Raw genomic sequence first — 25,117 nt, forward strand, 5'->3', positions numbered from 1 at the left:
AAACGAAGGATCCCCCCCCCCTTCCCCCCCCCCCCTCCTCCGTTCGCTGCATTTCGGGGGTCTGGCGAGGTGGATTTCCTCCGTTAGCCCCGCACCTCCGCGAGCAGGTTCTCCACCCGCCGCTTGATCTCGTCCCGGATCGGCCGCACGTCCTCGATCGGCCGACCGGCCGGGTCGGTGAGGTCCCAGTCCTCGTAGCGCTTGCCCGGGAAGATCGGGCAGGTGTCGCCGCACCCCATCGTGATGACGACGTCGGACTCCTTGACCGCCTCCGTCGTGAGGATGGCAGGGGTGTTCGCGGCGATGTCGATGCCCTCCTCCGCCATCGCCTGGACCGCGATCGGATTGAGGCGGTCGGCGGGCTCGGAACCGGCGGACAGCACCCGCACCCGGTCCCCGCCGAGCGCGCTCAGGTAGCCCGCGGCCATCTGCGAGCGGCCGGCATTGTGGACGCAGACGAAGAGGACGGTGGGGGTGGTGTCGGTCATCCGGGGTCTCCAGGTCGAGGGAAGGTGGTGGGCCGCCGCCCGCGGGGTGCGGCGGCCCGGCGAGCTGTCAGCAGCGCCTGTGCTGTCAGCAGCGCTGTGCGGTCAGCAGCAATCGGGCGGGCAGGACCCGTCCGGCAGCGGCTGGCATTCGGTCGTGTCGCAGCATCCCATGGTCATTCTCCCTTCTCCATCGACGTTTGTCGATGAACCCAGGATGAACGCATACATTGACGTCTGTCAATATATGCGGGATGATCGACCCATGGCGATCACCGAGCTGCTCCCCCTGCGCGACCTTCAGGCCTGCTGCGCGCCCATCACCAAAGAGGTGATCAGCGAGGAGAACGCCGTCTCGGTCGCCCGGGCGATGAAGGCGCTGGCCGACCCCGCCCGGCTCCGACTGCTCTCGATGGTCGCCGCCCATGAGGACGGCGAGGCGTGCGTCTGCGACCTTACCGAGCCGCTCGACCTCTCCCAGCCGACTGTCTCCCACCACCTCAAGGTCCTCGCGGACGCCGGGTTCCTCAGCCGGAGCAAGCGCGGCACCTGGGCCTACTACCGGATCGTGCCCGGCTCGCTCGACATCGTGTCGTCGTTCCTGACGTCGGTCTGACGCGCTCGGGATCGACGGTCCGGCTCCGATCAGTCCGGCTCGGTCGCAAGCCTGCTGTTCGCCCGGCCGACCGCACGGCCGATCTCCGCCTCGGGCCGGCGGTGGCGATCCCGAAGCAGAGCGTCACGAACCCGGTCTCAGCCGCGCGCCGACGCGAGGCGATCGACTCAGCCATCCTCCCCCAGCCGCGAAAGGAACCCGCGGATCGCCTCCGCTGCGACCTCCGGATATTCGAACCCCGCGAAGTGCCCGCCCGCCGGAGCCTCCACGAACTCCACCAGCCGCGGCGCCGCCCGCTCGGCCAGCGAGCGCGGGAAGCCCGACATGGCCGGTTCCCGTGCCAGGTAGACACCGACCGGCGCCGCCAACGGCGGGCGGGGCGGGTTCTGCTCGTAGTCGTAGTACTGCTGGAACGACGTCCCGATGCTCTCGGTCGTCCAGTACAGCGTTGCGATCGTGTACAGGATGCCGGAGTCGACCACGCGCTGCCAGGCGCCGTCGGCGTCGTCGCCGGTGTCGATCCAGTCGTGCCATTTGTCGGCGATCCACGCCAGCAGCCCGGCCGGGGAGTCGTTCAACGCCGCCGCGATCGTATCGGGGCGGCTGAGCATGATCTCGCTGTAGCCGCCGTCCAGCCGGTCGTACTCGTCCAGTGCGGCCAGGTAGCGGCGCTCGTCGTCGTCCACCGCGTCGCCCTCGGGGAAGGGCCCGCTCAGCAACTGGATGCCGACCACGCTGTCCGGATGGTCGACCCCGAGCCAGGTGGAGGCTCCCCCGCCGATGTCGCCGCCGAAGGTCGCGTAGCGCTCGAACCCGAGCGTCTCGGTCATCAGTCCGTGCAGCGCGTCCGCGATCGCGCGCCGGGTCAGCGGCGGCTCCAGCGCCTCGGAGAACACGAACCCGGGCAGCGACGGGACGATGACGTCGAACGAGTCGGAGAGCAGCCGCGCGAGCGGGAGGTACTCCACGAAGGCGCTCGGCCAGCCATGCAGGAGCAGCAGCGGCGTGTGCGGGCCTGCGCCCGTTCCGCGCACACGGGCGAAGTGCACGCGGTGACCCGCCACGTCGGCGACGTGCTGCTCGACGGCGTTCAGCCGCTCCTCCTCCGCACGCCAGTCGAACGCCAGCCAGCCGTCCACGAGGGCACGCAGCCGGTCGCAGCCGAGGCCGCCCTCCCAGCCGGCACGCGGCGAGCGCGGGTAGCGGGTGCGTTCGAGGCGGTGCCGGAGGTCCGCGAGGGCGTCGTCGGGGACGTGGATGCGGAAGTCGTCGATGGCCATGCCGCCACGCTAGCGGGAAGGCCCGACAGCCGTAACCGCCGGGCCCGATCCCGCTACTCCCGCGCCAGCATCGCCGCGGCCTGCCGTTCGAGGTCCAGGTACGGCTCGCCGCTGACGTCCACGACCACCCGGTGCAGCGTCCCGCCCGTGAACCGGAACGGCCGCTCGCCCGGGTAGTCGTCGGTCACCGGCTCGCCGCCGTCGTAGCCGACGCACAGGCCCTCGCCGGTGAGCGAGAAGTAGCCCGGCTGCGTCTTGATGCGGCCTTCGCCGACCTTGTGGTCGCCGTGATACAGGCTCAGGATGCCGGTCGCGAGGCCCGGTGCCTCCTCGCCGTCCTTCTCGAACGCCGCCGACAAGATGATGCTCTCGCCCGCCGGGAGGTCCTCCGTCGCGTCGACGCGCTGCTCCAGGCTGCCCACGAAGTTGTAGACGTAGTGCAGCCGTCCGTCCTTGACGTACAGGGTGTGGCCGCCGAACCGGGCGCCGTGCGCGAAGAGCACGCCCTCCGCTCCCGTCTCCGGCACGTCCACGAGCGCGCCGATCGCGTACGAGCGGTTGCGGATGTTGACCGCCTGCGACTCGGGGATCTCCGCGCCGCCGACGCGATAGACGTAGCGGTCGCGCGGGCTCGTGAGCTGTGGACGCGGGGTGAGCAGGATCTCGATCGCCGAGCGGTCGTCCAGCGGGAAGGCCTGGTTGGCGCCGGCCTCCGCGAACCACAGGTTGACCAGTTCGCGAACCATGTCCGGATGCTCGGCGGCCAGGTCGTGGACCTCCGACCGGTCGACATCGGTGTGGTAGAGCTCCCAGGTGTCGTCGTTGAACCGGCACAGCCGCTGAGCACCGGGTGGTTCGACACCACCTTCCAGCCGTTGTGCCAGAGGGAGCGCGAACCGAGCATCGCGTAGAACTGGGTCCTCCGCGTCGTCGGCGCGGACGCGTCCGCGACCGCCGAACGCATGCTCACCCCGTCCATCCGGGACTGCACGTGCCCGCCGATCTGCTCCGGGACCTGCACCTCCAGCAGGTCGAGTATGGTCGGGACGATGTCGATCGCGTGGTGGTACTGGTGCCGCAGCTCGCCGCCGTGCCCGAGCTTCTTCGGCCAGGAGACGATGCACGGGTCGGCCGTCCCGCCGTTGTAGTCGTAGCGCTTCCACATCTTGAACGGGGTGTTGAAGGCCATCGCCCAGCCGTTCGGGTAGTGGTTGTAGGTCTTGGGGCCGCCCAGCTCGTCCAGCAGGGCGAGGTTCTCCTCCAGGCTGTCCGGGATGCCGTTGAAGAACTTGTTCTCGTTGACCGAGCCGTCCGGGCCGCCCTCGCCGCTGGCGCCGTTGTCGGAGACCAGCACGATCAGCGTGTTCTCGAGGTTGTCCGACTCCTCCAGGTAGTCGAGCAGGCGGCCGATCTGGTCGTCGGTGTGCGCGAGGAACCCGGCGTAGACCTCCGCCATCCGCGCGTAGAGCCGCTTCTCGTCGTCGCCGAGCGAGTCCCACGGCTTGGTCACGTCCAGCGGCGGGAACGGCTGTCCCTCCGGGCCGCTGCGCGTCTCCGGCGTCCCGATCGGGTTGATCTGCGGCAGCACCGTTCCCTCCGGCACCAGCCCGAGCGCGATCTGCCGCTGCAGGATCTCCTCGCGCATCGCCTCGTAGCCGCCGTCGAAACGCCCGGCGTACTTCTCGATCCACTCCTTCGGCGCGTGATGCGGGGCGTGCGCGGCGCCGGGCGCGTAGTAGAGGAAGAACGGCTTGTCCGGTGCGAGCGCCTTCGCGTCGCCGATGAACTCGATCGCCTTGTCGGTGAGGTCCACGGTGAGGTGGTAGCCGTCCTCCGGCGACGCCGGCTGGTCGACGGGGTGGTTGTCGTACACGAGGTCCGGGTACCACTGGTTGGTCTCGGCGCCGAGGAAGCCGTAGAAGCGCTCGAACCCGCGGCCGGTCGGCCAGTTGCGGCGCGTGGAGGCCAGATTCATCTCGTCGGACGGGCACAGGTGCCACTTGCCCACGATGTAGGTGTTCCAGCCCTGCTCCCCGAGGATCTGCGAGAGCATCCCGTTCTCCTGCGGGATCGTGCCGCTGGCGTTCGGGAAACCGGTCGCGGCCTCGGTGATGCACGCCATCGAGTTGCGGGTGTGGTTGCGGCCGGTGAGGAGCGCCGAGCGGGTCGGCGAACACAGCGCAGTCGTGTGCCACTGTGTGAACCGCACACCCGAGTCCGCCAGCCGGTCGATGTTCGGCGTCTCGATCGGACCGCCGTAGCAGCTCATCGCCGAGAACCCGACGTCGTCCAGCACGATGAGGACGACGTTGGGCGCGCCGTCCGGGGCCGTGGGCGGCTCGAACGGAGTCCAGTCGGGCTCCGAGTCGCGGATGTCCAGGTCGATTCGACCACGGAACGGTGCGGGCATGTCGTCCCCCTCTGTCTCCGGCCGGCCGACGCCGGACGACGCCGGGGACGCCGGACGGCCGCACCCTAACCCGGCCCGTCCGGCGGCGGCAAGACCGATTGCACCGCACGGACCGGCCGCAGTAGCATCCCGCCGAGCGCACCGATCGGGAGCGAGGGGACCCCGGGAACCGACATGACAGGGACGACCGCAGCGGCCTCGCAGGCCACCATCCGCCGCATCATCGCGCCGCTCGCGCTGGCGCAGTTCATCTGCAGCTTCGCCGGCTCGAATATGAACGTGATGATCAACGACATGTCGCGCGACCTCGGCACGACGGTCCAGGGCATCCAGGTCAGCATCACCCTGTTCCTGCTCACCATGGCGGCGCTGATGATCCCGATGGGCAAGCTGACCGACAACATCGGCCGCAAGCGCAGCTTCGTGATCGGCCTGATCGTCTACGGGGTGGGCGCACTCGTCACCGCGGCCGCGCCGGGGCTCTGGGCCGTCATCCTGGGCAACTCGCTGCTGGAGGGCGTCGGGACGGCGATGCTCATCCCGCCTGTCTACATCCTCACCACGATCTGCCTGCCGGACATCCCGACCCGCGCAGTCGCATTCGGGATCATCAGCGGGATGGGGGGCGTCGGCGCGGCGGCCGGGCCGTTGATCGGCGGACTGATCACGACCGGGATCAGCTGGCGGGCGGCGTTCCTGTTCCAGGCGCTCGTGATCGTCGTCATCCTGCTGCTCAGCCGCTCGCTGACCGACCCGCTGCCCGCCGACCCGAAGCGGCCGTTCGACACCGTGGGCGCGATCCTGTCGGCGCTCGGACTGTTCGTGCTGGTGATGGGGATCCTCGCCGCCGACACGAGCGTGCCGCTGATGATCGTGCTCGTGCTGGCCGGGGTCGCGATCCTGGTGGGGTTCTTCCTCTGGGTGCGGCGGCGCGAGCGGGCCGGGAAGGCGCCGTTGCTGTCCACGAGCCTGTTCCGGGTGCGGGTGTCGAACCTCGCGCTGATCACCCAGAACCTGCAGTGGGTCATCCTGATGGGGACGTCGTTCACGGTGTCGGCGTACCTCCAGGTGGTGCGCGGCTACAACGCGATCCAGACCGGCGTGATCTTCACCGCCGCGACGGTCGGGCTCCTGCTGACCTCCCTGCTGGCCGGGAGGCTGGCGCGCCGGTTCTCGCAGCGCAGCCTGATCGTCACCGGGTTCGTGCTGTGCGTGCCCGGGGTGGTGCTGCTGATCCTGCTGGTCGAGGGGACGACGGGCGGCTGGCCGTTCGTGCCCGGCCTGTTCCTCATCGGCGCCGGCCTCGGCCTCATGCTGACCCCGTCGGTGAACGTGGTGCAGTCGGCGTTCCCGGAGCGGGTGCAGGGCGAGATCTCCGGCCTCTCGCGCAGCGTCTCCAACCTCGGTTCGACGTTCGGCACCGCCATCGCCGGGACGATCCTGGTGGCGAACCTCCCGCGCGGAGGCGAGGCGTACGGCATCGCGATGGCCGTGGTCGCGCTGCTGGGGGCAACCGGGCTGATCGCGGCCGTGCTGCTCCCGCGGACGGCGGCGGCCTCGACGTCGGATGGGCCGGCCGCGGCGGGGAGCACGGCGTAGCGGATCCCTAGCCGGGCGGCGTCCGCCGGGCGTACGTTGACGCCATGACCGTCGTGACCACGCACCGTCTCGGTGAGCCCTGCTGGGTGGACTACGCCGCCACCGACCTCCCCCGCGCCCAGGAGTTCTACACGTCGCTGTTCGGCTGGACGGCCGAGGCCGGCGGCGGCGAGTACGGCGGCTACGTGACCTTCCGCCGCGACGGACGCCTGGTCGCCGGGATGGGCGAGGCGATGGAAGGCCAGCAGCCGAACGCGTGGCTGACCTATCTGCTGGTGGAGGACGCGGAGGCCGGAGAGCGGGCGTCCGCCGCCGCCGGCGCGCAGGTGCTCTCCCCCACGATGACGATCGGCGACCAGGGGCGGCTGGCGGTCGTGGCCGACCCGGGCGGAGCGGTCGTCGGGCTGTGGGAGCCCGAGCAGCACCGCGGCTTCGAGCTCGTCGCCGAGGTGGGCGGCCTCTCCTGGCACGAGCTGTACGCGCGCAGCTACGCCGAGCAGGTGGAGTTCTACACGCGCGTCTTCGGCTGGACCACGCAGGTGCTCGGCGACACCGCGGACTTCCGCTACCTGACCTTCGGGGACCCGGAGGCGCCGAGCGGCGGGGTCTTCGACGCCGACGGGATGCTGCCCCCGGGAGTGCCGTCGCACTGGGTGGTGTACTTCGGCGTCCAGGACGCGGCGGCGGCTGTCGCCCGGGTGATCGAGCTCGGCGGCACGGCGATCCGTGACCCGTGGGACAGCGAGTTCGGCCGGTTCGCGCAGGTCACCGACCCGCTGGGCGGCCTGTTCTTCCTCCACGAGGTCCCAGGCTCCATCGCCTGACCCGCACAGAACATTCGTCACCAATCGCGCGTTTGAGCGCGTCAAACGCGACATTCGTGACGAATCGGGGCGCGAACCTCAGTGCGGTGCGAACCTCAGTGCACGGAGGCCTGGAAGGAGCGGATGCGCAGCAGCACCTCGGTGCGCAGCGTCTCGGGTGCCGTCTCCTTGCAGGCGCGCTGCACCACTTCGGTGAGCACGACGTTCAGGTGCGCCTCGCTCGAGCAGCCGTCGCAGTGCGCGAGGTGCTCGCGGACGTCTGCAGCATCCTCGTTGCAGAGCTCGTTGCGCAGGTACTCCTCGAGTTCGGCCTTCGCCTTCTCACAGCCGCAGTCGGTCATTTCGTTCTCCTGGTGGTCTGCACGGCCGGGCCCTGGACCGCTGAGAGCCCGCGCTCGTGCGCGTAGTCGGTCAGAAGCTCCCGGAGCATCCGGCGGCCGCGGTGGAGGCGGCTCATGACGGTGCCGATCGGGGTCTTCATGATGTCGGCGATCTCCTGGTAGGAGAATCCCTCGACATCGGCGAGGTAGACGGCCAGCCGGAAGTCCTCCGGGATGGCCTGCAGCGCGTCCTTGACGGCACTGTCGGGCAGGTGGTCGATCGCCTCCGCCTCGGCCGAGCGGCTGGAGGATGCGGTGGTCGACTCCGCGCCTCCGAGCTGCCAGTCCTCGAGTTCGTCGATCGTCCCCTGGTACGGCTCGCGCTGCTTCTTGCGATAGGTGTTGATGAACGTGTTGGTGAGGATGCGGTACAGCCACGCCTTCAGGTTCGTGCCCTGCTGGAACTGCGAGAAGGCGGCATACGCCTTGACGTAGGTCTCCTGGACGAGGTCTTGCGCGTCCGCCGGGTTGCGCGTCATGCGCAGGGCGGCCGCGTAGAGCTGGTCCATGAAGGGAAGCGCCTGCTCTTCGAACAGCGCGCCCTTGTCCTCGGTTTCGGTGCTCATCAGGGGCCAGTCTAGTTCCGGCGACGGCTGAGCGACCTGACGCCCCAGGACATGGCGGGGAGGTCGGACCATCGACGGCGCCAGTGCGCGGGTACGCGGGGCGTCGAGGACAGCGGTGGCTGCAGGCACGGGCCGATCCTTCCTTCGGGCTCGATCGCGGATAATCTTGACAACAATGCTCATCTCGAAATATTCCGCCCCCGACTTCGATCCGTACGGCGACAACCGCGCCGAGGAGCCGAACACGCTGTGGCCGGCGCCGGTCGCCGGCGGCCCCGTGACGGCCTCCGTCTCGCTGCCCGGCTCCAAGTCGCTGACCGCGCGCGAGCTGGTGCTCTCGGCCCTCGCCGACGGCCCGTCCCTGCTGCGCGCGCCGCTGCACTCCCGCGACACCGCCAACATGGTCGAAGCGTTGCGGGCTCTCGGCGTCTCGATCGTCGAGCAGCCGGGTGAAAGCGAGTTCGGCGCCGACTTCCTGATCACGCCGGCGGAGGAGCTGATCGGCAGCACCACCATCGAGTGCGGACAGGCGGGCACCGTCATGCGCTTCGTTCCGCCGCTGGCCGGCCTCGCGCTCGGCCCGACGATGTTCGACGCCGACGACTCGGCCCGCGGCCGCCCGATGGGCGCGATCATCGCGGCGCTGCGCGCGCTCGGCGTCGACGTGAACGACGACGGCCGCGGCGCCCTCCCGTTCACCGTGCACGGCACCGGCACGGTCCAGGGCGGCGCGATCGGGATCGACGCGTCCAGCTCCAGTCAGTTCGTCAGCGCCCTGCTGCTGTCGGCGAGCCGGTTCGAGGAGGGCATCGACCTGACGCACTCCGGGGAGCGCCTCCCGAGCCTCCCGCACATCGAGATGACGATCGCCGCCCTCGCCGCGCGCGACGTGACGGTGGAGTCGCCCGAGGTCGGCCGCTGGATCGTGCGGCCCGGCGCGATCGGGGCGCGCGACGTGGACATCGAGCCCGACCTCTCCAACGCGGCGCCGTTCCTGGCGGCCGCGGTCGTCACCGGAGGCTCCGTCACGATCACCGGCTGGCCGGAGACGACCACGCAGGTGGGCGCCGACCTCGCCGACCTGCTGCCGCTGTTCGGCGCGACCGTGACGAAGGACGGCGACCGGCTCACCGTGACGGGGCCCGAGCGCATCCGGCCGATCACGATCGACCTGTCCACCGGTGGCGAGCTGGTCCCCGCGATCGCGGCGATCGCGGCCTTCGCCGACGGCACGAGCGAGATCACCGGAATCGGCCACATCCGCCATCACGAGACCGACCGGCTCGCCGCCCTCGCTGCCGAGCTCAACGGGCTCGGCGGTGCGGTGACCGAGCTGGAGGACGGCCTCCGCATCGAGCCGCGCCCGCTGACCGGCGGCGCGTGGCGCAGCTACGAGGACCACCGGATGGCGACCGCGGGCGCGATCGTCGGCCTGGTCGTCCCCGGCGTGGAGATCGAGAACATCGCGACCACCGCCAAGACCCTGCCGCAGTTCCCGCAGCTCTGGACCCGGATGCTGGCCGAAGGCGCGGCGGCGTAGATGTCGTGGTGGTCGGATGACGACGACGAGGACGACGAGTACGACCTCTACGACGAGTCGGCCATCCGCTCCCGGCCGAACCCCAAGGGGAACCGGCCGCGCACCAAGACCCGGCCGGAGCACGCCGACGCGGAGATCGCGCGCGTCCTCGGCGTGGATCGCGGCCGGTACACGGTGCTCCTGGACGAGGACACCGCCGACGAGCGTCAGGTCACCGCGGCGCGCGCGAGCGAACTGAGGCGCAAGCCGATCGTGACCGGCGACCGCGTCGCCGTCGTCGGCGACACCACCGGGGAGGAGGGCACGCTCGCCCGCATCGTGCGCATCGAGCCGCGCTCGACCCTGCTGCGCCGCAGCGCGGACGACACCGACGAGGTGGAGCGTGTGATCGTCGCCAACGCCGACCAGATGCTCATCGTCGTGGCCGCGGCCAACCCGGAACCGCGCACCCGGCTGGTCGACCGCTACCTGGTCGCCGCGTACGACGCGGGCATCGAGCCGATGCTGTGCGTGACCAAGATCGACCTCGCCGACCCCGCGCCGTTCCTGGAGAACTTCGCCGGCCTGGACCTCCCGGTGTTCACCAGCCGGGAGGATCACATCCCGGTCGACGAGATCACGGCCGCGCTGGTCGGCCATGACACCGTGGTGGTCGGCCACTCGGGCGTGGGCAAGTCCACTCTGGTGAACGCGATCGTTCCCGGCGCCAAGCGCGCGACCGGGCACGTCAACGTAGTGACCGGGCGCGGCCGGCACACGTCGTCCTCCACGGTGTCGCTGCGGGTGGAGAACGCCGACGGCCACGGCTGGGTCATCGACACCCCTGGCGTGCGCTCGTTCGGGCTGGGGCATGTGGACACGGCGAGCATCCTGAAGGCGTTCACCGACCTGGCCGCGATCGCCGAGGACTGCCCGCGCGGCTGCACGCACCTGCCCGACGCGCCGGACTGCGCGATCATCGAGGCCGTCGAGGAGGGCCGGCTCGGCGAGACCGGCCGCGCCCGGCTGGACTCGCTGCAGCGCCTCCTCGCCACCTTCGCGCGCTGAGCGCGGTACCCTCCGCCGCCCCCGGCGCCGTCCCTCCGCGAGCAGGGCAGAATGGTGTCATGACTGAGGTTCGACTCGAAGCGGGACAGCCCGCGCCCACCTTCACGCTCCAGGATCAGGACGGCAAGCCCGTCTCGCTCTCCGACTACTCGGGCGACAACGTGATCGTCTACTTCTACCCGGCCGCGATGACGCCGGGCTGCACGACCGAGGCCTGCGACTTCCGCGACAACCTCAACTCGCTCGCCTCCAGCGGCTACCGGGTCATCGGGATCTCGAAGGACGTCCCGGCCAAGAACAAGGAGTTCCAGGAGCAGGAGCGCCTGAACTTCCCGCTGCTGTCGGACGAGGACCTCGCGGTCCACGAGGCGTACGGCGCGTACGGCGAGAAGAAGCTCTACGGCAAGACCGTCACGGGCGTCATCCGCTCGACGTTCGTGCTGAACCCGGACGGCACCGTCCGGCTGCCGCTCTACAACGTGAAGGCGACCGGCCACGTCGCGTCGCTGCGGAAGAAGCTCGGCCTGGACTGACATCCGCCGGAGGCGTTTGCAATCTTCCATCTGGCATTCTAATGTCGAGGGACGGCCGTTCCGGCCGATCTCGTACGAAGGAGTGCACCGCATGAGCGCAACCGCCGAGCGGACCATCGACCATCCCACGACCCCGGCTCCGGCCACGGCCCCGACACCGGCAACGACCCCGGCGCGAGCCGAGGTCGCCGATCCGGGCCCGCTCGGGCTGGCGGCGTTTGCGCTGACCACGATGCTGCTGAGCCTCGCCAACGCGGGCCTGGTCGGGGAAGCCGGCGCCACGGCCATCGCGATGGCGCTGTTCTACGGCGGCCTCACGCAGTTCGCGGCGGGGCTGTGGGAGTTCGCGCGCGGCAACACGTTCGGGGCCACCGCCTTCACCTCGTACGGCGCTTTCTGGCTGTCGTTCTGGTGGCTGCGGACGGCCCCGGGGCTGGCGGACGACGCCGGCCCCCTCGGCGTCGGTTTCTTCCTGTTCGCGTGGACGATCTTCACGGCTCTGATGACGGTCGCCGCGGCGAAGACGAACGGGGCGACGCTGACGGTCTTCGTGCTGCTGACGCTGACCTTCGTCGCGCTCACCATCGGGGACCTGGCGAGTGCGCCGGTATCGACGCAGGTGGGCGGCTGGCTGGGACTGGCGACGGCGGCGGTCGCGCTCTACACCTCGTGGGCCGGCGTGACGAACGCGACGTGGAAGCGCGAGGTTCTGCCGGTGTGGCCGCGCGCGTAGGGAGGCGCTTCGGGTCGCGGGTGGTGCAGACGCCCGCGCCGCAAGGGGTCGTTCGCGCCCGATGGCGCGGCCGAGGTCGTACCTACGCGGGCAGCCGCGGCACCGAGGCGATCAGGCGCTGCGTGTAGGCGGCCCGCGGCGCGCCGAGCACGTCCCGGGTCGGCCCCTGCTCCACCACGCGCCCGGACCGCAGCACGACCGTCTGCTCGCAGAGCGTCGCGACGACGCTGAGGTCGTGGGACACCATCACCACCGTCATCCCCTCCGCCGCAGCGAGCTCCCCCAAGAGTTCGATGATCTGGATGCGCGTGGTCACGTCGAGGGCGCTGACCGGCTCGTCGGCGAGGAGCACGCGCGGGCGCGAGACGATCGCGCGGGCGATCGCGATGCGCTGGCGCTGGCCGCCGGAGAACTCGTGCGGGTAGCGGCCGGCTGCGTCCTCCGGCAGGGCGACGGCGCGGAGAGCCTCGGCGACACGCGAGCGTGCGTCGGCGCCGGAGGCGATCCGCAGCGAGGCGAGCGGCTCGCCGACGATCCTGCCGACGCTCTGGCGCGGGTCGAGGGACGAGTACGGGTCCTGGAAGACCGTCTGGACGCTGCGGCGGAACTCGCGCATCAGTGCACGGTCGCCGCGGTCGAGCGGACTCCCGTCGAACAAGACGCTCCCGGAGGTCGGGCTCGCGAGCCCCAGCAGCAGGGACAGCACGGTGGTCTTGCCCGCGCCCGACTCCCCCACCAGGCCGACGCTGCGGCCGGACTCGACGGTGAAGGACACGTCCTCCAGCGCCGCGCCGGGCGCCCGGCGGTAGCGGAAGCCCGCGTCGCGGAGCTCGAGGACGGCGGTCATCTTACCTCCAGGGCGGCGTCCAGCTCGCGCGCGCTGCGCACGAGGTCGGCGGTGTACGGGTCGGCCGGGGAGGTCAGGATGCGCTCGATCGTGCTCTCCTCGACCACGCGCCCCGCGCGCAGCACCAGGGCGCGCTCGGTCATGCGCGACACGACGGCGAGGTCGTGGCTGACGAACAGCAGGGCCATGCCGCGTTCGGCGACGAGCGCGTCGAGCAGTGCCAGGATGTCGGCCTGCACGGTCACGTCGAGCGCTGTCGTGGGCTCGTCTGCGATGAGCAGCTGCGGGCGGCAGGCGAGGGCGGCGGCGATGGCGACGCGCTGCCGCTGGCCTCCGGAGATCTCGTGCGGGTACGCGCGGGCGATCCGCTCCGGGTCGGGGAGGCGCACCTCCTCCAGGGCCGAGTGGACGGCGTCGCGCAGCGCGGCGCCGCGCAGCCCCAGGTGCCGGCGCAGCGGCTCGGCCACCTGCGCGCCGAGGCGCATCAGCGGGTCGAGGGCGGTCAGCGGCTCCTGGAACACCGTCGAGGCGGTGCGTCCGCGCAGCGGGACGAGCGCCCGCTCCTTCGCGCCGATCACCTGGACGCCGGCGAGCTCGACGCTGCCGGTCGCGGTCAGCCCGTCCGGCAGCAGGCCGGTGATCGCGAAGGAGGTCAGCGACTTGCCCGATCCGGACTCCCCGATCAGGCTCAGCCGCTCGCCCGCGTCCAGCCGGAAGGACACGTCCGTTACCAGCGGCGACCCGTCGCGTGCCGTCACGCCGAGGTTCTGCACGTCGAGGATCATCGCGGCCTCCTTCGCGTCGGGTCGGCCACATCCCGCAGGCCGTCGGCGACCAGGTTGACGCCGACCACCAGCACGACGAGTGCCACGCCGGGCGCGATCGCGCCGACGGGTGCGACGGAGACGGTGCCCTGCGCCTCTTGCAGCAGCCGGCCCCACGAGGCGTTGGGCGGCGGCGCTCCGAGCCCGAGGTACGACAGGCTCGCCTCGGCGAGCACGGCGACGCCGAACTGGAGCGCCAGATTGACGCCGAGCGTCGGCCAGATGTTCGGGAGGACGTGCCGGGCGACGATCCCGCCCCAGGACGTGCCGGCGGTGCGCGCCGCGGTCACATACTGCTGTGCGAGCACCCGTTTGGACAGCACGCGGGTGAGCCGGGCCACGACCGCCGACATCGCCAGACCGATGGCCAGGATGGCCGTGCCGAGCGAGGCGCCCTGCGCGGCGACGATGAGCATGGCGAGCAGCAGCACGGGGAAGGCGATGATGATGTCCAGCACCGCCGAGATGGTGTCGTCCAGCCAGCGCGTGGCGAACGCCGCCAGCATCCCGATCGTGACGCCGATGAGCGCGCCGATCGCGACTGCGCCGACGCCCACGGCCAGCGCGATCCGGGCGCCGATCATGAGCTGCGTGGTCAGGTCGCGCCCGAACCGGTCGGTGCCCAGCCAGTGCGTTCCGCCCGGAGGCTGCAGCCGCCCTCCCGAGGTGTCGCCCTGCGAGAACGGGAGCCACACGAACGAGAGCGCGGCGACGAGCACCACGATTCCGACCAGGGCGAGCCCGATCCCGAGCGTCACGGACCGCCGCGCGCGACGACGCGCCCGCTCCTGAGGATCCGGCGCCGTCTGCGCCGCCTGCTGCACGACCGCGCTCATCGATTGCCCGAGATGCTCTGCCGCAGGCGCGGGTCGATCAGCCGCTGCACGATGTCGGCCACGAAGCCGACGATCAGGACCAGCAGCGTCGAGACGAACAGGATGCCCTGGATGTCCGGGTAGTCGTGCTGCTGGATGGCCGTGAGCAGCATGCTGCCCAGCCCCGGCAGCGTGTAGACGCTCTCGACCACGACGGCGCCGAGGAAGGTCGTCGCCAGCTCGATGCCGAGGATGGAGATGACCGGCACCGCGCCGTTGCGCAGACCGTGCCGCCACATCGCTCGGCCGAACCCGGACCCGAGAGCGCGGGCGTTGCGCAGGTAGTCGCTGCCGATGACGTCGAGCGTCGCACTGCGCACGTACCGCGCGATGGACGCGCTCATCACGATGGCGATGGTGATGACCGGCAGCGCGAGCGACTGCAGCGCGGACGCGGGGTCGGCCCAGTCGTCACGCGGGAACCCGCCGGACGGGAACCAGCGCAGGTTCACCGCGAAGGCGTCCACCAGCAGGATGCCCACCCAGAACACCGGCACCGCGATGCCGAGCTGCGAGAAGGCGGAGAGCACCAGGCCGTACCAGCGGTCGGCCTTCCAGGCGGCGATGAAACCGATCGGGAGTGCCAGGACGAGCGCGAGCACGAACGCCAGCAGCGTGAGCGGGATGGTCACCGCCAGCCGCGACGCGATCTCCGGCCCGACGGGGAGCGACGTGATGAAGGAGTGCCCGAGGTTCAGCGTCAGCAGGGAGCCGAACCAGTTCGCGAACTGCTCGGGCAGCGGGAGGTTGCTGCCCACCTGCTCCTGCGCCGCCTTGATCTGCTGCGGCGTCGCGCTGGCGGACAGCAGCGCGTTGGCCGGGTCGCCAGGCAGCACCCGAAGCAGGAAGAACAGCACGACCATCGCCAGCAGCAGGGACACCACGAGGAACGCGGTGCGGCGGAGGAGATAGGAGGTCATAGTCGTTTCAGCGTAGATGCTCGGGAGACCCGTTCGCGGGCCTCCCGAGCATCGGTGGACAAGCCGTTCGGACGACTGTCCTGTGGAGGATTCCTTACTTCTTCGTGATGTCGTACGCGTAGAACTGCGAGTTGAGCCCGTTCACCGGGTAGCCGCTCACCGAGCTCGACGCCACCACGATCTGCGGGTAGAGGTACAGCCACGCGCTGGCGGCGTCCTTGGCGATCTGCTGGTTGACGAGCTTCAGCTTCGCCGTCTGCTCGGCGGTGGTCGAGGACTGCTCGGCCTCGTTCACCCACGCCGTGACCTGCGGGTTGTTGTAGCCCCAGTAGAAGTCGGGGTTGCCGTACCAGACCACGTCGCGGTCGTTCACGTGCTCCTGCAGGGTCGCCGTGAAGTCGTGGTTCTTGAACACCTTGGTGTACCACTGGTCGGCCGAGATCGAGTTGATGTTCACGGTGATGCCGACCTTGGCGAGTTCGCTCTTCAGGAACTCCGCGACCGCGGGGTGCGGGTCGTACGTGGGCGTGTCGAGGGTGAACGTGAAGCCGTTCGGGAGGCCGGCCGCGGCCAGCTCCTTCTTCGCGAGCGCGGTGTCGTACGGGTTGACCTTGGTGAGGTCCTCGTACCAGGGATCGCTCGGCGGGACCATCGAGCCGATGAGCGTGCCGTACTTTCCCCAGATCGAGCTCAGCAGCTTCTTGGTGTCGATCGCCGAGTAGACCGCCTTGCGGACCTCCGCGTTGTTGAAGGGCGCGACCTTGTCGTTGAAGGCCAGGAGTTCCTTGGTCGTCGACTTGCCGTTGCTGATCGTGTAGTCCTTGTTGCCCTCGAACTGGGTGAGCGAGTCCGGGCTCTGGATGCTGGTGACGATGTCGACCTGGTTCGTCAGCAGGGCGTTGGAGAGGGCGCTGGCGTCGGTGAAGTAGTCGTAGACGACCTCCTTGTTCTTCGCCTTGCTGCCCCAGTAGCCGCTCCAGCGCTCGAGGCTGAGCGAGCTGCCGCGCTTCCAGGTGCCGAGCGTGTACGGGCCGGTGCCGTCCTCCGCCGTCTTGTAGTTCGCGGTGCCGGGGCCGTAGATCCAGACGTAGCTGAGGTTGTACGGCAGCGAGATGGAGCGCGACTTCAGCGAGATCACCACGGTCTTGGCGTCCGGGGTCTGGATGCCGGAGATGACGGCGAGCTGCGACTTGCGGGCCGACTGGGAGTCTGTCGCGAGGACGCGCTCGATGCTCGTCTTGACCGCCTCGCTGGTGAGCGCCTTGCCGGAGTGGAACTTCACCCCATCGCGGAGGGTGAACGTGTAGGTGAGGCCGTCGGAGCTCGTCGTGTACTTCGTCGCGAGCAGCGGCTGCACCTTGCCGTCGTCGGTGAGCTTGAACAGCCCTTCGTAGACGTTGCCGTTCAGTGCCTCGGTGACGCCCTGGCCGCCACCGGCGGTGTTGTCCAGGTTGACGGGCTCGTAGAGCGAGCCGACGGCGATCGACGCGTCGGTGCCGGCGGACGACGACGACGACGCGGCGCTGGAGCAGCCGGCGAGCGCCAGGGAGGCGGCGATGCCGATCGCGATCGTGGCGAGCAGGGGGGTCTTTCTCAACGGAGTTCTCCTGTGCTGTGTGGAGTGGGGGTGTGCGAGGGGGTGAAAGAGAGGCGGAGCCGGAGCTCAGTGCACGGCGCCGTCACGGAGGACGACACGCTTCTCGCCGGCGGTGACCGGAATCGGGAAGCGGTTGTTCCTCGGCGGGAGCGGACAGTTGTACTGGTCCGAGAAGCCGCACGGTGGAACGAAGGCACGGTTGAAGTCGAGGACGGCGCGGTCGCCGTCGCGCGTCACGAACAGGAAGCGCCCGGACGCGTAGGTGCCGTCGGGGCCCTCGTCGCCGTTCGTCGGGTCGCCGAAGACCAGGAGCAGCGTGCCGTCGTCGTCGAACGCGCTCAGCGTGTAGTCGACGCCGTCGCGCGAGAAGGTGATGTCGCCCGGCACGACCAGGTCTCGGGTCAGGCCGTTGTCGCGGATGTGCTCGAACGGAATGGTGCGCGCGTCGCTCACCGGTGTGAAGGTGGCCTCCACGACCCAGGACGGGTCGAACGGGAACGCGCTGATCGTCTCGAACGCACGGATCGCCGGGGAGGCCGCGTCCCACAGCCGGATGCCGCGTTCGGGCGCGCCGGTGTCGAGGTTGCGACGGCTCAGCTCGGTAGCGGTCACCGTCTCGGGGTGCCCGGCGAGCGCCTGCTCGGGGGTGGTCTCGTCGCCGTCCGCGAGCCAGCGGGTCTCGATGAGGGCGAGATTGCCGGTCGGGGCCGCGACCGACGAGAGCCGCCAGGCGCGCCAGTCGGCGTAGCCGGCCTCCGCGGTCTGGATGGTGGACGGGGATGCGAGGGCCGGAGCGGAGAGTTCAGTCACGATATTGGCCATAACAGTGCGAGTCTGCGCCTTGTTCCCGCGTCACGCTATTCGTGTGTCCCCGTATTGCGATCGGCGTCCTCGTCGGCGTCGGCGGGGCGCACGGTGGCCCGGACGACGGAGGGTGCGAGCGCCAGGACGGCGGCGATGACGGCGGGGATGAGCAGCGCCCAGCCGAGGTCGGGCCGGCCTCCGACGAGGCCCTCGAAGCTGCCGACGGCGACCGCGATCATCAGGATCTGGATGGTCACCGTGGACGCGCGCGCCCAGGCGCGCATCCGGAGGATGCCGACGAGCGTGAGGATCAGCCACGCGGCGCCGAGCACCACGAGGATCGTGATCGCCACCGCGGTGGTGTACGACTGGGGGGTGGTCGTGAGAAGCTCGACCAGCAGCCAGGCCGCGAGTCCGGTGACCAGGAGAGCTTCGAGCGTGAGGATCACCGCGAGGACGATCAGCAGCGGAGGCCGGGAGCGGGGGTCGGTCACTATAGCATCCAGACGTTTCGGGCTTGTGTTCACAGCGTTATCCCATGCAGAACTATTGATCCGAATCAACTGCTATGGGAGCATATTCAAGGCCGAGTTAGTGCTCACAGGGTGGTGGGCAGGTCTCATTCCCCAAGGATCTGAAGAACCCTGTAACGCGGCTGCTTACCTGCATTCTAGGCCCCCTCGGGCCAGGAAACATCCAGCGAACAAGGAGCATATCTTCATGGATTGGCGCGACAAAGCCGCCTGCCTGACCGCAGACCCCGAGCTGTTCTTCCCCGTCGGCAACACGGGACCCGCGGTCGACCAGATCGACAAGGCGAAGGCGGTCTGCGCGCGCTGCACCGTGACCGAGATCTGCCTGCAGTACGCCCTCGAGACCGGTCAGGACTCCGGCGTCTGGGGCGGCCTCTCCGAGGACGAGCGCCGCGCGCTCAAGCGTCGCGCCGCCCGCGCCCGTCGCGCTTCCTGAACACCCACTCAGCGATCCATCCCGAATCACAGCAGCATTGCCGCCGAGGCGGCGCTTCCGAACACCTAGCAGACGTCATCGTCCGGAAGCGCCCCTCGGCGTTTTACGTCCGGCGCCCCGCCGAGACGGTCAGACTGTGGTGAGGTAGCGCAGCGGGACCTCGATGGTCACCTCGGTGCCCTGGCCCATCATCGTGTGCCAGTCGATGGCTCCGCCCAGCTCGCCCTGGATCAGGGTGCGCACGATCTGCGTGCCCAGGCCCGAGCCGACCTTGCCCTCCGGAAGCCCGGAGCCGTTGTCGACGACCTTGACGGTGAGCGAGTCCTCGGTCCGGTCCGCGACGATCTCCACCTGGCCCTCGCGGCCCGCGAGGCCGTGCTCGACCGCGTTGGTGACCAGCTCCGTCAGCGCCAGCGCGAGCGGCGTCGCGTACTCGCTCGGCAACGTGCCGAACGTGCCGGACTTCTTCGGGTGCACCGTCGTCGTGTGGCTGGCGGCGACCTCCGCCACCAGCAGCAGCACCCGGTCGAACACGTCGTCGAAGTCGACGATCTGGGCGAGGCCGGTCGAGAGCGTGTCGTGCACGACCGCGATCGCGGCGACGCGGCGCATCGCCTGGCTGAGCGCCTCCCTCGCCTCCTCCGAGTGGGTCCGGCGGGCCTGGATGCGCAGCAGCGAGGCGACGGTCTGGAGGTTGTTCTTCACCCGGTGGTGGATCTCGCGGATCGTCGCGTCCTTGGTGATGAGCTCGCGCTCCTGATGCCGCTGCTCCGAGACGTCGCGGCACAGCACGATCGCGCCGACGCGCTCCCCGCGGTTGCGGATCGGGATGGTGCGCAGCGACACCGTCACGCCGCGCGCCTCGATGTCGGTGCGCCACGGCGCGCGGCCGGTGACCACCAGGGGGAGCGACTCGTCCACCGTGATGGTGCCGGCGAGGAGCTTGGTCGTGACGGTCGCCAGCGACTCGCCCTCCAGCTCACCGGTGAAGCCCATCCGGTTGAACGCGCTCAGCGCGTTCGGGCTGGCGAACGTGGTGATGCCGGTGTCGTCGAGTCGGATCAGGCCGTCCGCCGCGCGCGGGGCCCCCCGGCGCGGAGCGGCGGGCGCGCCCAGGTCCGGGAAGTCGCCGCTGGCGATCATTGCGAACAGGTCGTTCGCGCAGTCGTTGAAGGTCAGCTCCTGGCGGCTGGGGGTGCGCGCCTCGCTGAGGTTGGTGTGCCGCGTGATGACGGCGACCGGTTCGGCCGCCGTGTCCGGTGAGTGCACGCTGAGCCGGCGGATCACCGGGACGGCGCGCACGCGCGTCGGGGTCTCCTCGTACCAGTCCGGGGCGGAGGTGTCGATGATCTGCTTGGTCAGGTACGCGTCGGTGACCTGCTGGCGCCACTCCGGCTTGATCCGCTGGCCGACGAAGTCGCGGTAGAACAGCGTCGCCGCGCTCGACGGACGGGCGTGCGCCACGGCGACGAAGTCGTCGTCCGTCGTCGGCACCCAGAGCACGATGTCGGCGAAGGCCAGATCGGCCAGCAGCTGCCAGTCGCCGACGAGGCTGTGAAGCCACTCCACGTCCGCCTCGGAGGAACGACCTTGGGCATGGACGAGATCACTGAGCGTCGACACTCCCCCACTATAGACAGACCGCGCGGCACCGGTTGTCCACACCCGCGTTCAGGCCCTGGACCACCCGCGCGGCGCGCTGATTGAGTGTTCACCACGCACCGACGAACACCGTCGACGAGAAAGAATCGAGCACCACCAGCATGAACGCACTTCTCTCCCCCGTCCTCGAACGGCCCGCGCTGGAGCGGTCCACGACGAACCGGCCGACCGCCGGCCGCCCGCCGCTGCGGCTCGTGCCGCCGCCGGTCGCGCCGCCGCGGGCGCCCGTCCCACCACCCGACCGGGCGGCGTTCGAGCCCCGGACGCTCGACTCCGAGCTCCAGGCGTCCGGAGACGACCTGCAGACGGATCAGGGACTGGGCGAGGACGCCCGCCTCCTCTGCGCGAAGCTCGCGCTCTGCGTCATCGAGATCCTGGCGGGCGCGCGCCCGCTCGATCAGCTCGGCCGCTGGGTCAGCGACTCCGTCTTCATCCAGCTGCTGCGCCGCACGGTCATCGCCGCCCGCTCCAGGGAGGTCACGGGCGACGAAGCCCGGCGTCCCCGCGTGCGCGTGGGCGAGCCGCTGCTCAACCGGCTCGGCGACTCCGTCGTGGAGGCGGTCGTGATGATCCACCAGCCGACGCGGTCGCGCGCCGTGGCGCTGCGACTGGAGCGCCACCGGGCGCGCTGGCGCGCGACCGCGATCACCGTGCTCTAGCGGGCCGGGACCGCCGTGCCGACGGTAGCGCCGCGACACCCGGCAGGGACGCCGAAGGGCGGAGCGGTCATCGACCGCTCCGCCCTTCGGGAGTTCCGTCCTCGGCGTCCGAGGTCAGCGCTTCTTGGCCTGGGCCCGGCGCTCCGCGCGGTTCACGGGAGCCTCGTCCCCGTCCTCCACGCGCTGGCCGAACGCGCCCCGCTGCGACGCGCCTTGGGCAGGCGGCGCCGACGCGGCGGGCGACGCCTGGCGCTGCTGGCGCTGCGCCCGGTCGGTCGCCGCCTTCTCGAGCTGGCCGCGCTGGTTGCGAACCTCGACCTCGCCCTGCTCGCCCGGAGCCGAGTAGCTCAGGCGGGTGTCCGACTCGCCGCGGTTCAGGCCCTTGGCCGCCACTGCGGGCGCGACCTCGTCGGGGGCCTGGTTGACCTCCACCTCGACGTTGAAGAGGAAGCCGACCGTCTCCTCGCGGATCGCGCCCATCATCTGCTGGAACATGGCGTAGCCCTCGCGCTGGTACTCGACCAGCGGGTCGCGCTGCGCCATGGCCCGCAGGCCGATGCCGTCCTTGAGGTAGTCCATCTCGTAGAGGTGGTCGCGCCAGCGGCGGTCGATGACCGAGAGCACCACGCGGCGCTCCAGCTCGCGCATCGCCGGCGAGCCGATCGACTCCTCGCGCTTCTGGTAGGCGATCTTGGCGTCGGACATGATCTCGCGGCGCATGAAGTCGCGGTTGATGCGGCCCTTGTTGCCCGCCTCGGCGATGACCTCGTCGATCGAGACGCCCACCGGGTAGAGCGTCTTCAGCTCGGCCCACAGCGCGTCGAAGTCCCAGTCGTCTCCGCTGCCCTCGCCGGTGTGCTGGTCGAGGATGTCGTCGATCACGTCCGTGAGGAACTTCTGCACGCGCTCGTGCAGGTCGTCGCCCTCCAGGATGTGCCGGCGGTCGCTGTAGATCGCCTCGCGCTGGCGGTTGAGGACGTCGTCGTACTTGAGGACGTTCTTGCGGATCTCGGCGTTGCGCGCCTCCACCTGCGACTGCGCGCTGCGGATGGCCCGGCTGACGACCTTCGACTCGATCGCCATGTCGTCGGGCACGCTGGTGCGGCCCATCAGGCTCTCGGCGGCGCCGGCGTTGAACAGGCGCATCAGGTCGTCGGTGAGCGACAGGTAGAACCGGCTCTCGCCCGGGTCGCCCTGACGGCCGGAGCGGCCACGGAGCTGGTTGTCGATGCGGCGGGACTCGTGGCGCTCGGTGCCGAGCACGTAGAGGCCGCCGGCGTCGATGACCTTCTCGGCCTCCTCGGCGACCTTGGCCTTGACCTCGTTGAAGACGCCGTCCCAGGCCTCCTCGTACTCGTCCGGGGTCTCGACCGGCGACAGGCCGCGCGCGTTCATCTCCGCGACCGCGAGGAATTCGGCGTTGCCGCCGAGCATGATGTCGGTACCGCGACCGGCCATGTTGGTGGCGACAGTGACGGAGCCGAGGCGTCCGGCCTGGGCGACGATCGCGGCCTCGCGCGCGTGGTTCTTCGCGTTCAGGACCTCGTGGCGCACGCCCTTCTTGGCGAGGAGGCGCGAGAGGTACTCGCTCTTCTCGACGCTCGTCGTGCCGACCAGGACCGGCTGGCCCTTCTCGTGCCGCTTGGCGATGTCCTCGACCACCTGGTCGAACTTCGCCTTCTCGTTCTTGTAGACGAGGTCCGGCTGGTCCTTGCGCTGCATCGGCTTGTTCGTCGGGATCGGGACGACGCCGAGCTTGTAGGTGCTCATGAACTCGGCCGCCTCGGTCTCGGCGGTACCGGTCATGCCGGACAGCTTCTTGTAGAGGCGGAAGTAGTTCTGCAGGGTGACCGTGGCGAGGGTCTGGTTCTCGGCCTTGACCTCCACGCCCTCCTTGGCCTCGATCGCCTGGTGGATGCCCTCGTTGTAGCGGCGGCCGACCAGGATGCGGCCGGTGTGCTCGTCGACGATGAGCACCTCGCCGTTCATCACGACGTAGTCCTTGTCGCGCTTGAACAGGGCGTTGGCCTTGATCGCGTTGTTGAGGAAGGAGATGAGCGGCGTGTTCGCGGACTCGTACAGGTTGTCGATGCCGAGGTAGTCCTCGACCTTCTCGATGCCCGGCTCGAGCACGCCGACGGTGCGCTTCTTCTCGTCCACCTCGTAGTCGACCTCGGGGGTCAGTCGGGTGGCGAGGCTGGCGAACTCGTTGAACCAGCGGTTGGCCTCGCCGGAGGACGGGCCCGAGATGATCAGCGGGGTGCGCGCCTCGTCGATCAGGATCGAGTCGACCTCGTCCACGATCGCGAAGTAGTGGCCGCGCTGGACCATGTCGCTCGCCTGCCACGCCATGTTGTCGCGCAGGTAGTCGAAGCCGAACTCGTTGTTCGTGCCGTAGGTGATGTCGGCGGCGTACTGCTCGCGGCGCTCCTCGGGGGTCTGGCCCGAGAGGATCACCCCGGTCGTCATGCCGAGGGCGCGGAAGACGCGGCCCATCAGCTCCGACTGGTAGCTCGCCAGGTAGTCGTTGACGGTGATGACGTGAACGCCGCGGCTCGTGATCGCGTTGAGGTACGCCGCGGTGGTCGCCACCAGCGTCTTGCCCTCACCGGTCTTCATCTCGGCGATGTTGCCCAGGTGCAGGGCCGCGCCACCCATGATCTGCACGTCGAAGTGGCGCATGCCGAGGGTCCGCTTGGACGCCTCGCGCACGGCGGCGAACGCCTCGGGGAGGAGGTCGTCCAGCGACTCGCCGTTGCTGTAGCGCTCGCGCAGCTCGACGGTCTCGTGCATGAGTTCGTCGTCGGTCAGCTCGCTGAAGTCGTCCTCGAGGGCGTTGACCGCCTTCGCGTACGCCTCCAGGCGCCGGAGGGTGCGTCCCTCGCCGACGCGGAGAACCTTTTCAAGAACTGAGGCCACTGATGCACTCCATTTTGCTCGGTCGGGCCGATGATGCCCGCGCCCCGGCGGGCGCACGCCGGACGGCACACTCCGCCGACGTTAGAGAACATCGTACTTGGTCCTCCCCCGAGGTCGTCCCGTGCTCCCTGGGAGGGGGCTGAAAGACCGGTGAATGGGGCGTGCGGTGGGCAGCGAAAAAGCCGATGGCGTGCGCCGCCCGGGCGCACGCCATCGGCGCGCTTGCGACGGGCTCAGCCGAGCTTGCGGCTCGCTGTCGCGACCTCCTGCAGCTCCTCGGCGTCGTCGTCGAGGGCGATCACGCCGTAGTCCCAGCCTTTACGGCGGTAGACGACGCTCGGCCGCTTCGTCTCCTGGTCCACGAACAGGTAGAAGTCGTGGCCGACGAGTTCCATGTAATAGAGGGCATCGTCGACGGTCATCGGGATGCTCGCGAAGACCTTCTGACGGATCACGACGGGGCTGTACTCCTCCTCGGCCTCAGCGCCCTCCTCCGTCTCCTCGGAGACGGCTGGCACGTTGCCCGTGCGCACCTGGTCGAGCACCGACACCGGGGCCGCCGCGAGGCCGACCGCGCTGAAGCCGTCCGTGCTCGCCTCGCGCAGTGAGGTCGGCCGATGCTGCCCGCGATGCACCTTGCGCCTGTCCTTGGCCCTCCTGACGCGTTCGAGGAGCTTCCCGAGCGCGATGTCGAACGCGGCGTACTTGTCCGTTCCGGTCGCTTCCGACCGGACCACGGCTCGCGGTCCGACCAGGGTCAGTTCGACCCGGTCGTCGCCGTTCTGGGATCCCAGCTTCTCGTTGTGCCTGCTGACCTTGATCTCGAAGGAGATCGCCCGCTCGGCGAGATGCGCGACCTTGTCTGCCTTCTCGGTCGCGTATTCACGGAAGCGATCAGTGATTCCCAGGTTGCGTCCGACGATGTTGATGTCCATGGAGACCTCCCTGATCCGGCGTGCCGTCCGCCCGGATCACGAAGGGCGGATCGCTCGCGCCTTTTCGACTACCGTAGTGCTCCCCCGCGCGTT

25 protein-coding genes are annotated in these 25,117 nt (G+C 69.9%); 9 read left to right on the forward strand and 16 right to left on the reverse strand.

The window, feature by feature from the left end; genetic code table 11:
- Positions 1 to 83: 83 nt before the first annotated feature.
- Positions 84 to 488 carry an arsenate reductase ArsC gene (locus tag AC1ROW_RS06405; protein ID WP_493018000.1) on the reverse strand — a complete coding sequence of 135 codons (405 nt, stop codon included), beginning with the start codon at positions 486 to 488 and terminating at the stop codon, positions 84 to 86.
- A gap of 262 nt (positions 489 to 750) precedes the next feature.
- On the opposite strand from AC1ROW_RS06405, the gene AC1ROW_RS06410 reads away from it, so the two are divergent.
- Positions 751 to 1,101: a metalloregulator ArsR/SmtB family transcription factor gene (locus tag AC1ROW_RS06410; protein ID WP_493018001.1), complete on the forward strand. Its 351-nt coding sequence runs from the start codon at positions 751 to 753 to the stop codon at positions 1,099 to 1,101.
- A gap of 167 nt (positions 1,102 to 1,268) precedes the next feature.
- Here AC1ROW_RS06410 and AC1ROW_RS06415 read toward each other — a convergent pair whose 3' ends face one another.
- Genes AC1ROW_RS06415 through AC1ROW_RS06425 form a run of 3 tightly spaced genes read right to left on the reverse strand, consistent with a single transcriptional unit; the run spans position 1,269 to position 4,791 of the window.
- A complete protein-coding gene (locus tag AC1ROW_RS06415; RefSeq protein WP_493018002.1) occupies positions 1,269 to 2,381 on the reverse strand; it encodes an epoxide hydrolase family protein in 1,113 nt (370 codons plus the stop codon).
- A gap of 53 nt (positions 2,382 to 2,434) precedes the next feature.
- Positions 2,435 to 2,740, reverse strand: coding sequence for a hypothetical protein (locus AC1ROW_RS06420; protein WP_493018003.1), 306 nt, complete (start codon positions 2,738 to 2,740; stop codon positions 2,435 to 2,437).
- The gene (locus tag AC1ROW_RS06425; protein ID WP_493018004.1) at positions 2,680 to 4,791 is read right to left on the reverse strand and encodes an arylsulfatase; all 2,112 of its coding nucleotides are present in this window, start codon (positions 4,789 to 4,791) and stop codon (positions 2,680 to 2,682) included. Before AC1ROW_RS06425 ends, AC1ROW_RS06420 begins: the two co-directional genes overlap by 61 nt.
- Positions 4,792 to 4,965: 174 nt before the next feature.
- On the opposite strand from AC1ROW_RS06425, the gene AC1ROW_RS06430 reads away from it, so the two are divergent.
- Together AC1ROW_RS06430 and AC1ROW_RS06435 are read left to right on the forward strand one after the other, a co-directional pair.
- Positions 4,966 to 6,390: an MFS transporter gene (locus AC1ROW_RS06430; RefSeq protein WP_493018005.1), complete on the forward strand. Its 1,425-nt coding sequence runs from the start codon at positions 4,966 to 4,968 to the stop codon at positions 6,388 to 6,390.
- 44 nt (positions 6,391 to 6,434) lie between these two features.
- Positions 6,435 to 7,214 carry a VOC family protein gene (locus AC1ROW_RS06435; protein ID WP_493018006.1) on the forward strand — a complete coding sequence of 260 codons (780 nt, stop codon included), beginning with the start codon at positions 6,435 to 6,437 and terminating at the stop codon, positions 7,212 to 7,214.
- 95 nt (positions 7,215 to 7,309) lie between these two features.
- On the opposite strand, the gene AC1ROW_RS06440 is transcribed toward AC1ROW_RS06435, so the two are convergent.
- Positions 7,310 to 7,555: a zf-HC2 domain-containing protein gene (locus tag AC1ROW_RS06440; RefSeq protein ID WP_369960741.1), complete on the reverse strand. Its 246-nt coding sequence runs from the start codon at positions 7,553 to 7,555 to the stop codon at positions 7,310 to 7,312.
- Positions 7,552 to 8,160 carry a sigma-70 family RNA polymerase sigma factor gene (locus tag AC1ROW_RS06445; RefSeq protein ID WP_493018007.1) on the reverse strand — a complete coding sequence of 203 codons (609 nt, stop codon included), beginning with the start codon at positions 8,158 to 8,160 and terminating at the stop codon, positions 7,552 to 7,554. The genes AC1ROW_RS06440 and AC1ROW_RS06445 overlap by 4 nt, the downstream gene beginning before the upstream one ends.
- A 175-nt stretch (positions 8,161 to 8,335) precedes the next feature.
- Here AC1ROW_RS06445 and aroA point away from each other — a divergent pair, with 175 nt between their 5' ends.
- The 4 genes from aroA (at position 8,336) to AC1ROW_RS06465 (ending at position 12,013) form a co-directional block, all read left to right on the forward strand.
- Complete coding sequence (gene aroA / locus AC1ROW_RS06450; protein WP_493018008.1) at positions 8,336 to 9,700, forward strand: 3-phosphoshikimate 1-carboxyvinyltransferase; 1,365 nt, start codon at positions 8,336 to 8,338, stop codon at positions 9,698 to 9,700.
- A complete protein-coding gene (gene rsgA / locus AC1ROW_RS06455) occupies positions 9,701 to 10,747 on the forward strand; it encodes a ribosome small subunit-dependent GTPase A (protein WP_493018009.1) in 1,047 nt (348 codons plus the stop codon).
- Positions 10,748 to 10,806: 59 nt separating this feature from the next.
- The gene (gene bcp, locus AC1ROW_RS06460) at positions 10,807 to 11,280 is read left to right on the forward strand and encodes a thioredoxin-dependent thiol peroxidase (RefSeq protein WP_493018010.1); all 474 of its coding nucleotides are present in this window, start codon (positions 10,807 to 10,809) and stop codon (positions 11,278 to 11,280) included.
- Between the two features lie 91 nt (positions 11,281 to 11,371).
- The gene (locus AC1ROW_RS06465; protein WP_493018011.1) at positions 11,372 to 12,013 is read left to right on the forward strand and encodes an acetate uptake transporter; all 642 of its coding nucleotides are present in this window, start codon (positions 11,372 to 11,374) and stop codon (positions 12,011 to 12,013) included.
- Between the two features lie 82 nt (positions 12,014 to 12,095).
- On the opposite strand, the gene AC1ROW_RS06470 is transcribed toward AC1ROW_RS06465, so the two are convergent.
- The 7 genes from AC1ROW_RS06470 to AC1ROW_RS06500 form a co-directional block, all read right to left on the reverse strand.
- Complete coding sequence (locus AC1ROW_RS06470) at positions 12,096 to 12,860, reverse strand: ABC transporter ATP-binding protein (protein WP_493018012.1); 765 nt, start codon at positions 12,858 to 12,860, stop codon at positions 12,096 to 12,098.
- Positions 12,857 to 13,645 carry an ATP-binding cassette domain-containing protein gene (locus tag AC1ROW_RS06475; RefSeq protein ID WP_493018013.1) on the reverse strand — a complete coding sequence of 263 codons (789 nt, stop codon included), beginning with the start codon at positions 13,643 to 13,645 and terminating at the stop codon, positions 12,857 to 12,859. Before AC1ROW_RS06475 ends, AC1ROW_RS06470 begins: the two co-directional genes overlap by 4 nt.
- The gene (locus AC1ROW_RS06480; RefSeq protein WP_493018014.1) at positions 13,642 to 14,520 is read right to left on the reverse strand and encodes an ABC transporter permease; all 879 of its coding nucleotides are present in this window, start codon (positions 14,518 to 14,520) and stop codon (positions 13,642 to 13,644) included. Before AC1ROW_RS06480 ends, AC1ROW_RS06475 begins: the two co-directional genes overlap by 4 nt.
- On the reverse strand, positions 14,517 to 15,479 hold the full coding sequence (locus AC1ROW_RS06485) for an ABC transporter permease (protein WP_493018015.1): 963 nt from the start codon (positions 15,477 to 15,479) through the stop codon (positions 14,517 to 14,519). Before AC1ROW_RS06485 ends, AC1ROW_RS06480 begins: the two co-directional genes overlap by 4 nt.
- Before the next feature lie 94 nt (positions 15,480 to 15,573).
- The gene (locus tag AC1ROW_RS06490; protein WP_493018016.1) at positions 15,574 to 17,076 is read right to left on the reverse strand and encodes an ABC transporter substrate-binding protein; all 1,503 of its coding nucleotides are present in this window, start codon (positions 17,074 to 17,076) and stop codon (positions 15,574 to 15,576) included.
- Between the two features lie 66 nt (positions 17,077 to 17,142).
- The gene (locus tag AC1ROW_RS06495) at positions 17,143 to 17,898 is read right to left on the reverse strand and encodes a DUF1684 domain-containing protein (protein ID WP_493018017.1); all 756 of its coding nucleotides are present in this window, start codon (positions 17,896 to 17,898) and stop codon (positions 17,143 to 17,145) included.
- 35 nt (positions 17,899 to 17,933) lie between these two features.
- Complete coding sequence (locus AC1ROW_RS06500) at positions 17,934 to 18,374, reverse strand: hypothetical protein (RefSeq protein WP_493018018.1); 441 nt, start codon at positions 18,372 to 18,374, stop codon at positions 17,934 to 17,936.
- A 226-nt stretch (positions 18,375 to 18,600) separates the two neighbouring features.
- On the opposite strand from AC1ROW_RS06500, the gene AC1ROW_RS06505 reads away from it, so the two are divergent.
- A complete protein-coding gene (locus tag AC1ROW_RS06505) occupies positions 18,601 to 18,849 on the forward strand; it encodes a WhiB family transcriptional regulator (RefSeq protein WP_018190103.1) in 249 nt (82 codons plus the stop codon).
- A gap of 129 nt (positions 18,850 to 18,978) precedes the next feature.
- Here the strand turns inward: AC1ROW_RS06505 and AC1ROW_RS06510 are convergent, their stop codons facing one another.
- Positions 18,979 to 20,472 carry a sensor histidine kinase gene (locus AC1ROW_RS06510; RefSeq protein WP_493018019.1) on the reverse strand — a complete coding sequence of 498 codons (1,494 nt, stop codon included), beginning with the start codon at positions 20,470 to 20,472 and terminating at the stop codon, positions 18,979 to 18,981.
- Positions 20,473 to 20,612: 140 nt separating this feature from the next.
- On the opposite strand from AC1ROW_RS06510, the gene AC1ROW_RS06515 reads away from it, so the two are divergent.
- Positions 20,613 to 21,170 carry an Rv3235 family protein gene (locus AC1ROW_RS06515; protein ID WP_493018020.1) on the forward strand — a complete coding sequence of 186 codons (558 nt, stop codon included), beginning with the start codon at positions 20,613 to 20,615 and terminating at the stop codon, positions 21,168 to 21,170.
- Between the two features lie 114 nt (positions 21,171 to 21,284).
- Here the strand turns inward: AC1ROW_RS06515 and secA are convergent, their stop codons facing one another.
- Together secA and hpf are read right to left on the reverse strand one after the other, a co-directional pair.
- Positions 21,285 to 24,089, reverse strand: coding sequence for a preprotein translocase subunit SecA (gene secA / locus AC1ROW_RS06520; RefSeq protein WP_493018021.1), 2,805 nt, complete (start codon positions 24,087 to 24,089; stop codon positions 21,285 to 21,287).
- A gap of 233 nt (positions 24,090 to 24,322) precedes the next feature.
- Complete coding sequence (gene hpf / locus AC1ROW_RS06525) at positions 24,323 to 25,024, reverse strand: ribosome hibernation-promoting factor, HPF/YfiA family (RefSeq protein WP_493018022.1); 702 nt, start codon at positions 25,022 to 25,024, stop codon at positions 24,323 to 24,325.
- Between the last annotated feature and the right edge of the window lie 93 nt (positions 25,025 to 25,117).

It is taken from the genome of Leifsonia sp. GW821-FHT13C09, from assembly GCF_058806435.1.